At 65.9% G+C, this 10,091-nt stretch carries 10 protein-coding genes; 3 read left to right on the top strand and 7 right to left on the bottom strand.

The features are described from left to right. Positions 1–291 precede the first annotated feature (291 nt). Positions 292–1,089 carry an SDR family NAD(P)-dependent oxidoreductase gene (locus MnOB_RS07550; RefSeq protein WP_077523606.1) on the top strand — a complete coding sequence of 266 codons (798 nt, stop codon included), beginning with the start codon at positions 292–294 and terminating at the stop codon, positions 1,087–1,089. 270 nt (positions 1,090–1,359) lie between these two features. On the opposite strand, the gene MnOB_RS07545 is transcribed toward MnOB_RS07550, so the two are convergent. After that, positions 1,360–1,704 carry a cupin domain-containing protein gene (locus MnOB_RS07545; protein WP_077523605.1) on the bottom strand — a complete coding sequence of 115 codons (345 nt, stop codon included), beginning with the start codon at positions 1,702–1,704 and terminating at the stop codon, positions 1,360–1,362. 226 nt (positions 1,705–1,930) lie between these two features. Here MnOB_RS07545 and MnOB_RS07540 point away from each other — a divergent pair, with 226 nt between their 5' ends. Continuing rightward, positions 1,931–2,626, top strand: coding sequence for a lipopolysaccharide kinase InaA family protein (locus tag MnOB_RS07540; RefSeq protein ID WP_077523604.1), 696 nt, complete (start codon positions 1,931–1,933; stop codon positions 2,624–2,626). A gap of 294 nt (positions 2,627–2,920) precedes the next feature. Here MnOB_RS07540 and MnOB_RS07535 read toward each other — a convergent pair whose 3' ends face one another. From MnOB_RS07535 to MnOB_RS07525, 3 genes are all read right to left on the bottom strand, one after another. Then, complete coding sequence (locus MnOB_RS07535) at positions 2,921–4,399, bottom strand: TAXI family TRAP transporter solute-binding subunit (RefSeq protein ID WP_077523603.1); 1,479 nt, start codon at positions 4,397–4,399, stop codon at positions 2,921–2,923. A gap of 2 nt (positions 4,400–4,401) precedes the next feature. Then, positions 4,402–5,592, bottom strand: a complete 1,191-nt coding sequence (gltS, locus tag MnOB_RS07530; RefSeq protein WP_077523602.1) for a sodium/glutamate symporter — start codon at positions 5,590–5,592, stop codon at positions 4,402–4,404. Between the two features lie 88 nt (positions 5,593–5,680). Beyond that, positions 5,681–6,625 (bottom strand): LysR family transcriptional regulator, encoded by a 945-nt coding sequence (locus MnOB_RS07525; RefSeq protein ID WP_077523601.1) that lies wholly within the window; start codon positions 6,623–6,625, stop codon positions 5,681–5,683. Positions 6,626–6,700: 75 nt separating this feature from the next. On the opposite strand from MnOB_RS07525, the gene MnOB_RS07520 reads away from it, so the two are divergent. Beyond that, positions 6,701–7,750 (top strand): Gfo/Idh/MocA family protein, encoded by a 1,050-nt coding sequence (locus MnOB_RS07520; RefSeq protein ID WP_077523600.1) that lies wholly within the window; start codon positions 6,701–6,703, stop codon positions 7,748–7,750. A gap of 212 nt (positions 7,751–7,962) precedes the next feature. Here the strand turns inward: MnOB_RS07520 and MnOB_RS07515 are convergent, their stop codons facing one another. The 3 genes from MnOB_RS07515 to MnOB_RS07505 all read right to left on the bottom strand — a co-directional run bounded on the left by MnOB_RS07515 (position 7,963) and on the right by MnOB_RS07505 (position 10,065). Next, positions 7,963–8,160, bottom strand: a complete 198-nt coding sequence (locus MnOB_RS07515) for an Ada metal-binding domain-containing protein (protein ID WP_077523599.1) — start codon at positions 8,158–8,160, stop codon at positions 7,963–7,965. 56 nt (positions 8,161–8,216) lie between these two features. Then, positions 8,217–9,281 (bottom strand): bifunctional DNA-binding transcriptional regulator/O6-methylguanine-DNA methyltransferase Ada, encoded by a 1,065-nt coding sequence (ada, locus tag MnOB_RS07510; RefSeq protein ID WP_077523598.1) that lies wholly within the window; start codon positions 9,279–9,281, stop codon positions 8,217–8,219. Positions 9,282–9,366: 85 nt separating this feature from the next. Further along, positions 9,367–10,065, bottom strand: a complete 699-nt coding sequence (locus tag MnOB_RS07505) for a 2OG-Fe(II) oxygenase (RefSeq protein ID WP_077523597.1) — start codon at positions 10,063–10,065, stop codon at positions 9,367–9,369. Positions 10,066–10,091 lie beyond the last annotated feature (26 nt).

Raw genomic sequence — 10,091 nt, 5'->3', positions numbered from 1 at the left:
TGACTGTCAACTCGCTCTTTCCCCAGACTCCGCGAAGAACCTTTTTTTTGCCCGCGTTTCGTGCGCGTCACCTGTAGGGGCGAATTCATTCGCCATGGGCTGCGAAGCGGCCCCAATGGTCGGTCCAGGGCAGACCTTCGGCCTGCTTGGCGAATGAATTCGCCCCTACAACAAATCCCTCCAGAGAGACCTGACGACGAATGGTTAGTGGAGATATATTGCGTGCGTAATATTACGAGTGTAATTTAAGTCCATCGCTCGATCACGAGCATCTTCCCCGGAGACAGAACCATGAGCGAACAGAAGCACCCAGGCGTTGCCCTGATCACTGGCGCATCCACTGGCATCGGCGCCACCTATGCCAAGCGCCTGGCGGAACGGGGCCATGACCTGCTGCTGGTCGCCCGTGACCAGGGACGTCTGGAAGAGCTGGCGGCCAAGCTGCGCGAAACCGCCGGCGTGAAGGTGGAAGTGCTGAAGGCCGACCTGACCGACCGGGCCGATCTGACCCGCGTGGCCCATCGCCTGCGCAGCGACGCCACCATCAGTGTGCTGGTGAACAACGCCGGCGTGGCCGTCAGCGGCAGCCTGCTGGACACTGACCTCGACCGCTTCGATGCGATGATCCAGCTCAACGTGGTGGCCGTGACCCACCTGGCCGCCGCCGCCGCCGCCAACTTCGTCGCCCAGGGACGCGGCACCGTCATCAACATCGCTTCTGTGCTAGCGCTGGCGCCGGAAATGTTCAACGGCACCTACAGCGGCACCAAGGCCTTCGTGCTCAATCTCAGCCAGTCGCTGAATGCGGAAGTGAAGGACAAGGGCGTGCGCGTGCAAGTGGTGCTGCCAGGCGCCACTCGCACTGAAATCTGGGAACGCTCGGGCACTGGCATCGAGAACATCCCGCAGGAAATCCTCATGGACGTCGGCGAAATGGTCGACGCCGCGCTGGCTGGCCTGGACCAGGGCGAGCTGGTGACTATTCCGTCCCTGCCGGACAAGGAAGACTGGGACCGCTTCACCGCAGCCCGTTTCCACATGGCGCCGAACCTGTCGCGCTCCTCGGCGGCGGATCGTTACAAGGCCTGATCGGGGCTAGACGACAAAAGGCCGGGCAATTGCCCGGCCTTTTTTTCGCGAATGAATTCGCTCCCACAGGCAGCCCAGAGAACGGAGCAAGTGGTGTGATTTTCCGCAACATCGTGGTGATGGGTTTCGTTCCTCTACCCATCCTACGAGGTGGGGGTTTGTAGGATGGGTAGAGCGGAGCGAAACCCATGCGGACGGATCGATGGGTTTCGTTCCACTGCAGAGCACTGCGCGCCACATCCTGCGGGTCAGCTCACAAGGTGAGTGAACTCAGGCGAACACGAAGTACTTGCGCACCGTCTCCACCACTTCCCAGGTGCCCTTCATGCCCGGCTCGATCACGAACACGTCGCCGGCCTTCAGGTGCTTGGGCTCCTCGCCTTCGGGCGTGATGATGCAGTAGCCATCCAGGAAGTGGCAGTACTCCCACTTCTCGTAGTTCACCTCGAACTTGCCGGGGGTGCAGATCCAGGTGCCCATGATCTTGCTGCCGTCCTGGGAGAGGTAGGCGTTGAGATTCACGGTGTGCGGGTCGCCGCCAATGCGCTTCCACTTGGTGGCATCCAGCACAGGGGTAGGGCAGGTTTCGCGCAGAACGGTGATGAAGTCGGACATTTCAGCTCCAAACGATCTGATAAAAGGCCCGTCACCATAGGTCTAACGACTTGTCGGGAGTTGTCTGGATTCGACCTCGAAGTGCCTGTGAACGCGCCGGCAGAATGGGCAAAAGGACGCTAACGTGAATCCAGGGGACCGATATACCGGCCTCAGGCGGCGGCCCGTGTCGGGTTGCCTTGGCAGTAGCCCGTGGGGCGAGTGCGCTCCATGAGGAGGTGCTCTCATGAACACCCAGTGGTTCAGGCACGACAACGGCGACGCGGCAGGCAGTTTCGACAAGTGGTGGGATACCTACGGCGAGTGGTTCGACTCCCAGGACCAGCTGCTCAGCGGTGAAAGCGGTATCCAGCGGCTGCACGTGCCCGACGGCCACGTGCTTTACAGCAAGCGGCAGATCAACCACTTCCACCGCGATCTGACGCACCCCTTCGGTGAACCCACCATCCTGCACGAGGCGAAGGCCTTGCTGGCACTGAATCAACTCGGCATCCGCGTTCCCCGGGTGGTGTTCAGCGGCGCACGCAAGACTGAAACCGAGTCCCAGGCGCTGCTGGTCACCGAGGGCCTGGACGACTTCGTCAGCCTGGATGAGTGGTATGCCCAGCCGGTTTCCGCCGGGCTTCGCCAGCAGATGATCCAGCAACTCGCCAACACCGTCGCGCGCATGCACCGCGCGGGCTGGGAGCATGGCCGCCTGTACCCGAAGAACATCTTCGTGAAGGTCACCGGCGAGCGGGAGAAGAAGGTGGAAGTGGCCTTGCTCGGACTGGCCCGAAGCAACCATCGCCTGACGGCGTACAGCGCCGCGAAGCACGACTACGAACAATTCAAGGAGCACCACAAGCCGATGCCGGACGAAGACTGGAAAGCCTTCGCCGCCACCTATCGGGATGTGATGGAAAGCGACTACGTGCCGTAGCCCGACATGCTTCTGGAATGAGTTCGTTGCCTGAATGGCGGACCTTCGGGCCGCTTGGCGAATGAATTCGCCCCTACAGGAAGCACGCAGGCTTTCAGGATTGCACGGACAGCTCCCTCTCCCTCTGGGGCGAAGAGGCACGCTTTCGGAAGCAACGCTTCCGGTGCTGATGAGCGCCAGAGTGCGAAGCAATCTGGCAGGGGCGCAGAGCGGGGTTGGGGTGAGGGAAGGCCGGCCGGCTCGGTGCCCGTTCATTTTGCGAATGAATTCGCCCCCACAGAAGTGTGCGGACAGTCAGGGCTTCTCCAACGCCTTCAACGCTCCTTCATGCAATGGAATCGCCAGCCCGCGCCGAGCGTTGGCTTTCGACAGCTGCTCGCCCTGGATACTGCCGGCCGCCAGCCAGTCGTTGTCCTGGGCGAAGAGCTGCTGCACCAGTTGTTCGGCTTCCCCCGCACTCAGTTGCTCGTCGCACAGCAGCAGCGCACTCACTGCAATGGTGGGCACCGGCGCCGTCTGGTTGGGATAGGTCGCGGCGGCCACCTGGGCGGCGAAGGTGCCGGGGCGGTTGGCTTCCAGTTGGCGGATGGCCGACTCGTCCAGGGGCAGCAGGCGCAGCTGCATCGCCTCGCTGGCGGCGCGGATGCTGTCGGCGGGGGCGCCAATCACCTGCAGGGTGGCGTCCAGGTTGCCGTCGCGGATGGCGGTCAGGGCCTGTTGCAGGTCCAGGCTGGTGGCTTCGGCCAGGTCCGTCGTGCCGATGCCATGGGCCGCCAGCACGGCGACGGCGGTATCCCGCGACGCTGAGCCGGGCTGGCCGAGGTTGACCCGCTTGCCGCGCAGGCCCGCCAGGTCATGGATGGGACTGTCACCGCGCACCAGCACATGCACGGGCTCGGGATAGAGGCTCGCCAGGGCGCGCAAGCCGGTATAGGGACCGCCTTCGGTGAAGGGGCCGCTGCCGCTTACCGCCAACTGCGCCATGTCGCTTTGGGACAGGGCCACCACCACGTCACCCCGGCGCAGCATGCGCAGGTTGTCGAGGCCGCCTTCGGTGGTCAGCGGGGTCAGTTGCAGGCCCTTCGGCCGCATCAGGCTGGCCATGGCCTGGGCCAGTCGCGCGTACTGGCCGGACGCCGGGCCGCCCGCCAATGGGTAGCCCTTCTGCAACCGGCTCAGACGGCCCTGGATATTGTTCAGCGAGTGGCTCAGCTCGTCGGCAATGATGGTGCGCTCCTTCGCCCCGGTGCCGCCGGGTGCCAGGTTCAGCGCAGTGCCGATGGCTGCCACCAGTTGTTCGCGGGTCTGGCCGACGCCAGGCTCGATGGTCTCGGGCGCGGGCGGCGCCTTGAAGCCCTGGGGCACGACGGCCACCCAGCCGCTGTCCGTTTCGCGGTAGATCAGGCTGCCGTGGGCGCTCAGCAGGTCGCCCTGTTTGTTGCCTTCATTGCGGATGCCGGACAGCCCGCGCGGCCCGGCGCCCAGGGCGCTGATCAGGCTGGCGACACCAGGGGAATCCCAGGAGCCGAAGTCCTGATCGCGCTCCACCTTCAGCGTGCTGTCGAAGTAGATCACCAGGCGTTTCTCGCCTTCTGGAGCGTTGGCGTCGCGGGCCGAGCCGCGCCGGCTCAGCTCGGCAAGGCTGAGCACGCCGCTACCGAAGGCCTGCTTCAGGCGTTGTTGCACTTCGGTTTCCAGCGTCGCCTGGTCGGGACCTCGGGAACAGGCGGTGACGGTCAGGGCGAGGAGGGCGATGAGGAGGGCGCGCAGCATGGTCAACCTCCCATTCCCGGCAATGCGAGAAAGCCCGTGAGTACCAGCGCATTGAGCAGATCGATCAGGAAGGCGCCCACCAGCGGCGCGACGATGAAGGCCTCCGGGGCCGGGCCGTACTTGTGGGCGATGGCCTGCATGTTGGCGACAGCGGTGGCCGTGGCGCCAATGGCGAAGCCGCAGAAGGCCGCCGAGAGCACAGCGCTTTCGTAGTCGCGGCCGGTGTAGCGGTAGACCACCCAGGCGCCGTAGACCATGGCCAGGGCCGACTGGGCGATCAGCATCACCAGCAGCGGCCCGGCCACGCTGGCCACGTGACCGAGGCTCAGCGCCATCATGGTGATTACCAGGAACAGCGACAGGGTGACCGACGCCATCAGGTCGATGGCGCCGTCGTTCAGTCGCACGCCCACCACCGGCAGGACGTTGCGGATCAGCACGCCCAGCAGCAGGCACCAGAGAAAGCTCGGCAGGGTCACGGCGCCTTCGCCGAACATCCCCGCCAGGAACTGACCGCCCACCAAAGCCGCCATGGTGGCCGCCAGCACATTGAGGAAGTTGCTTGCGGTAACCGGCGGAGCCATTTCGCCGGTGATCTCGTGGTGCTCGCCGGTGGGGACGTTGCCCGCCAATTGGTGGCGCTTGATCAGCCACTGCGCCAGTGGCCCGCCGATGATGCCGCCGGCCACCAGGCCAAGCGTGGCGGAAGTCATCGACAGCTCCATGATCGCCTGCAGGTTGTTCACCTCGGCGAAGCGCTCGGCGTAGGCCGCCCCGGTGCCATGACCGCCGACCAGGGTGATGGTGCCGCCCACCAGGCCCATCAGCGGGTGCATGTCCAGGCCCCAGGCGACCAGAATGCCGAGAATGTTCTGCAGGAACAGGAAGGGGATCAGGGCGATGACGAACATCAACAGGCGCTTGCCGCCGTGCTTGAGCATGGCCAGGTCTGCCGACAGCCCCACTGCAGAGAAGAATGCCAGCAGCAGGGCGGGTTTCATGGTGGTGTCGAACTCCACGCTGAAGTCGCTCACAGCGCCGGCGATGGCCAGGGCGATGGCGAACAGCAGACCGCCGGTGATGGGTTCGGGGATGTTGTAGCGCGACAGCAAGGGGATCAGGCGGTTGACCAGGCGCCCGAGCAGCAGGGCGAGGGCGGCTAGAAGAAGGGTTTCCAGAGGACTCAGCGTCACGTCGGTGCTTCCTGCCAGGGACTGCCCCGCAACAGGCGGGACCACATGCCTGGAGGTCTAGCCAAGGATGGCGGGCTTGTCGACCCGCTCAGAGCCGGGTGTCGAGTGCGTGGGGCCCCTCGGCGAGCTGCTCCTTGAGGAAGTCGATGCAGAGCTTCACCTTGGCCGAACCCGAGGCCCGCGCGGCCGTCACCGCCCAGACATCGGCGCTCTGCTGGTAGGCCGGCAGCACGCGCACCAGCTTGCCGGCGCGGATGCTCGGAGCAGCATCCCAGACCGAGGCCATGATCACTCCGTGGCCCTCGTGGGCCCACTGGCGCACCACGTCGCTGTGATTGGAGGCCATAGGGCCGGTGACCTTCACCGTTTCCTCGCCATTCGGACCGGACAGGCGCCAGACGCCGAACCCCAGCTCGCGCTCACGGAACAGCAGGCAGTCGTGTTGCGCGAGGTCCGCAAGGGTGCGCGGCTGCCCGCGTCGCGCCAGGTAGGACGGCGCGGCGCAGAGCATGCGGTAGCTCTCGGCGATCTTGTGGGCGATCAGGTGCGGCTCGTGCACCTCGCCCACACGCAGGTCGATGTCGAAGTTCTCGCCGATCAGATCCACTCGCCGGTCCAGCAGTTCCAGCCAGACTTCCAGCCCTGGATGGCGCTGGCGCAGCAGGGACAGCACCGGCGACACATAGTCCCGGCCCAGACGCAGACTGGTGGCGAGGCGCAGCACCCCGCGTGGCTCGCCCTTCAGGCCGGAAAGGGCCTCCACCATGCCTTCCACGTCTTCGAGAATCTTCTGCGCCCAGGCAAAGGCCGCTTCGCCGTCAGCGGTGATGTTCACCCGCCGGGTGGTGCGATTGAACAGCTTGACCCCGAGGGTTTCCTCCAGCATCGCGATGCGCTTGCTGACATGGGCGGGAGAGATGCCCAGTTCAGTCGCACCGGCCACGAAGCTGGAGCGCCGCGCCACGGTGCAGAACAGTAGGAGGTCGCGGAGGAAGGGGTCATTATTCGCTAATAGCGCATTCTGATTTTTCATGGAGGCTGATTATTGGTTGGATAGTGAATATTAGTCTTCTGATCGACCTTCCCCCACCGGAATCGATCGAACGACATGAGCAGCCTCCGCATCGCCATTGCCGGCGCCGGCCTGATCGGCCAGCGCCACCTCGAAATCATCCAGGCCAGCGCCTCCTGCGACCCCGTCGCCCTGGTGGACCCGGCACCCGCCGCCGAAGCCGTGGCGCAGCGTGCCGGACTGCCGCTGTTCCCCTCGCTGGAGGCGTTGTTCGAGACCGGACGCCCCGACGGCATCATCCTCGCCACGCCCAATCAGCTGCATGTGGAGCAGGCACTGACCTGCCTGCAGGCGGGCGTGCCCGCACTGATCGAGAAGCCGGTGGCGCATACGCTGGAAGAGGGCGAGCGACTATGGGCGGCAGCGACGGATTCGAAGGTGCCACTGCTGGTCGGGCACCATCGCGCCCACAGTCCCATCCTCGAGCAGGCGCGCGAGGTCATCCGCCAGGGCCGGCTCGGCCAGGTGGTGGCGGTGATGGGCAGCGCGCTGTTCTACAAGCCGGACGACTACTTCGATGCCGCGCCATGGCGGCGCAAGGCCGGCGGCGGGCCGGTGCTGATCAACCTGATCCATGAGATCGGCAACCTGCGCTCACTGTGCGGCGAAATCGTTGAGGTGCAGGCCCTGGCCTCCAGCGCCACCCGTGGTTTTCCGGTGGAAGACACGGTGGCCATCGGCCTGCGCTTCGCCAGCGGCGCCCTAGGCAGCTTCCTGCTCTCCGACACTGCGGCTTCGGCGCGCAGCTGGGAGCAGACCTCCCGGGAAAACCGCGACTATCCCAGCTACGACGACGAAGACTGCTACCTGATCGCCGGCACCGACGGTTCCCTGGCCGTGCCGACCATGCGCCTGAAGTGCTACGACCAGCCGGAGGACCGTTCCTGGTGGAAACCCTTCACCTGCGAGGTGGCCGAATTGCACCGCGAAGACCCGCTGGCAAGGCAGCTGGAGCATTTCTGCCAGGTCATTCGCGGCGAAGCCGAACCTTTGGTGAGCGTGCGCGACGGCTTGCAGAACCTGCGGGTGGTGGATGCCATCGGCCGGGCGGCAAGGGAGGGCGGAACAGTGGTGGTTGCGCAGTAGTTTGTGGGGGCTCAGAACCTGCCATCGGGCGATGCGGGAGGGGATCGCTTTTTTGTGGGGGCGATTTCAATCGCCAAGGGCAGCGTAGCTGCCCCCTCCCTGTGCACAAGGCAGGCCTCTTTAGCTCGATCTGCATCGTAGGGTGCGCTGTGCGCACCAATTCCGGGATCAGCATCGGCACCACGTGAAACCGCCGGTGCGCACGGCGCACCCTACGACAGGAGAGCCTTCCACTCCCTGTACGCCTCCTTCATGCACCGCGCACAAGGTCGATACCCCGCTGCCTGCGCGGTGGCTTCATCGAGAAAGAACACCCGCTCTTTCACGTAGCCACCCCGCGCGATCGCGCGCAGGGCGGTGGGGCAGTCGAGACGGCCGTAGATGCGCGTCTTGCGGTGCCCGCCCAGCATTCCGGGAACAGGGCTGGGATAGGGCTGTCCGTCCGCTCCCACCAGGGTCCAGGCTCTCACCCCTCGGCCTCGCGCTCCAGCAGGCGGCGCTTGCGCTCCACGCCCCAGCGGTAACCGGAGAGATTGCCGTCGCTGCGCACCACACGGTGGCAGGGAATGGCCACCGCCAGGCTGTTGGCTGCGCAGGCCTGGGCCACGGCGCGCACGGCGCGGGGCGAGCCGATGCGTTCGGCGATGTCCGCATAGCTGGCGGTGCTGCCGGGTGGAATTTCCCGCAGCGCTTGCCAGACCCGCTCCTGGAAAGCCGTACCGCGCACGTCCAGTGGCAGGTCCAGGCCCAGTTGCGGCGCTTCGATGAAGCCGATGACCTTGGCCACCAGTTGCTCGAAGTCGCTGTCGCCGCCGATCAGCTGGGCGCGGGGGAACTTGTCCTGCAGGTCGCGCAGCAGGGCATCCGGATCGTCGCCGAGGAGGATGGCGCAGACGCCGACGTCGCTTTGCGCCACCAGGAAGTGACCCAGCGAACATTCCCCCAGGGCGAAGCGGATGGCGTTGTTGGTGCCGCCGGCCCGGTAGTCGGCCGGCTTCATGCCCAGCACCTGGGCGGAATCGGCATAGAAGCGGCTGTTGGAATTGAACCCGGCGTCGTAGATCACCTCGGTCACCGAGGTGTCCGGGCCGAGCTGGTCGCGCACCTTGCGGGCACGCCGGGCGCGGGCGTACGCCTTGGGCGTCAGGCCGGTGACGGCCTTGAACACCCGGTGGAAGTGCGAGGCACTCATGCCCACCGATTCGGCCAGGGCTTCGAGCCCCGGGACTTCCTCGGCGGTTTCGATCTGCCGGCAGGCCGCAGACACCAGCGCCGCATGCTGCTCGGCCAGGTGCGTCATGTCGGTAGCGGCGCGGCGGCTGGGGCGGTATCCGGCGGCTTCGGCGGCCTGGGCGCTGTCGAAGAACTCCACGTTCTCCGGGCGCGGCAGGCGCGTGGGGCTGCTGGGGCGGCAGTAGATGCCGGTGGTCTTCACCGCATAGACGAACTGCCGGTCGGCGGCCGGATCGCGGGCCTGCACGGCGGCCCAGCGTGGGTCCTGTTCGATGGCGGTCCTGGCAGAGGGCTTCATGGCGCTATCCGCTTGTGGTTCGTTCATGGCAGAGAGTATGCGGCCAGCATCGGGCGCGCATCCCGACTCTTGCGGTCGAATTCCTTCACAGCGCGTCATGGAAAATCACCCCCAGCGTGTGACGCAGACCGCTGCGGACCTGGCTGACGCCGTGTCGCAGCCGGACCCTGTGGTAGCCGCGTACGCCCGGCGCCGGCCGGAAGTTGACCGCGAACAGGACCCCATCGCCAAGGGCCAGAGGCACCACCTGCACGCGCGATTGCATGCGCGGACGCTGCTCGGTAATGACGAACTCGCCGCCTTCGAACGCCTTGCCCGGCTCGGACAGCAGTACCGCCAGCTGCATCGGGAAAACCTGCTCGCCATAGAGGTCCTGGTGCAGGCAGTTGTAGTCGCCGGCGACGTAGCGCAGCAGCAGCGGGGTAGGGCGCGACTGGCCGGCATCGTGGCAGCGCTGGAGGAAGCCGCTGTGCTCGGCGGGGAAGCGTCCATCCAGCCCCAGGCGCTCGTGCCAGAAGTTCGCCAGCGGCGCCAGACGCGGATACAGCGCGCTGCGCAGGCTCGCCACCAAGGGCGGCAACGGGTAGTCGAAATACTGGTATTCGCCCTGGCCGTAGCCATGGCGGGCCATGACGACGCGGGAGCGGAAGCGATCCGGCTGCCCGTACAGGGCTGCCAGCTCCGTGCACTCCGCTGGTGTCAGTAACTGGCGGATCAGGGTCCAGCCATTCTGGTCGAGGTCCGCTTCGATGGATGGCCAGTCCAGGCTGTCGATGGCTTTCATGGTGGGTGCCCCTGTTCGGTGATGGG

Origin of the sequence: Metapseudomonas resinovorans, from assembly GCF_002003485.1 — a bacterium.
Taxonomy (GTDB): Bacteria; Pseudomonadota; Gammaproteobacteria; order Pseudomonadales; family Pseudomonadaceae; genus Metapseudomonas; species Metapseudomonas resinovorans_D.
This window is presented reverse-complemented; position numbering and strand designations above follow the sequence as displayed.

What these genes read in the sequence shown, in the direction of transcription:
- MnOB_RS07535 (WP_077523603.1), bottom strand. Translation starts at nt 4,399, where the DNA reads ATGCTGCGCGCCCTCCTCATCGCCCTCCTCGCCCTGACCGTCACCGCC.
- MnOB_RS07550 (WP_077523606.1), top strand. Translation starts at nt 292, where the DNA reads ATGAGCGAACAGAAGCACCCAGGCGTTGCCCTGATCACTGGCGCATCC.
- MnOB_RS07505 (WP_077523597.1), bottom strand. Translation starts at nt 10,065, where the DNA reads ATGAAAGCCATCGACAGCCTGGACTGGCCATCCATCGAAGCGGACCTC.
- MnOB_RS07545 (WP_077523605.1), bottom strand. Translation starts at nt 1,704, where the DNA reads ATGTCCGACTTCATCACCGTTCTGCGCGAAACCTGCCCTACCCCTGTG.
- MnOB_RS07520 (WP_077523600.1), top strand. Translation starts at nt 6,701, where the DNA reads ATGAGCAGCCTCCGCATCGCCATTGCCGGCGCCGGCCTGATCGGCCAG.
- MnOB_RS07515 (WP_077523599.1), bottom strand. Translation starts at nt 8,160, where the DNA reads ATGCTGGGCGGGCACCGCAAGACGCGCATCTACGGCCGTCTCGACTGC.
- ada (WP_077523598.1), bottom strand. Translation starts at nt 9,281, where the DNA reads ATGAAGCCCTCTGCCAGGACCGCCATCGAACAGGACCCACGCTGGGCC.
- MnOB_RS07525 (WP_077523601.1), bottom strand. Translation starts at nt 6,625, where the DNA reads ATGAAAAATCAGAATGCGCTATTAGCGAATAATGACCCCTTCCTCCGC.
- MnOB_RS07540 (WP_077523604.1), top strand. Translation starts at nt 1,931, where the DNA reads ATGAACACCCAGTGGTTCAGGCACGACAACGGCGACGCGGCAGGCAGT.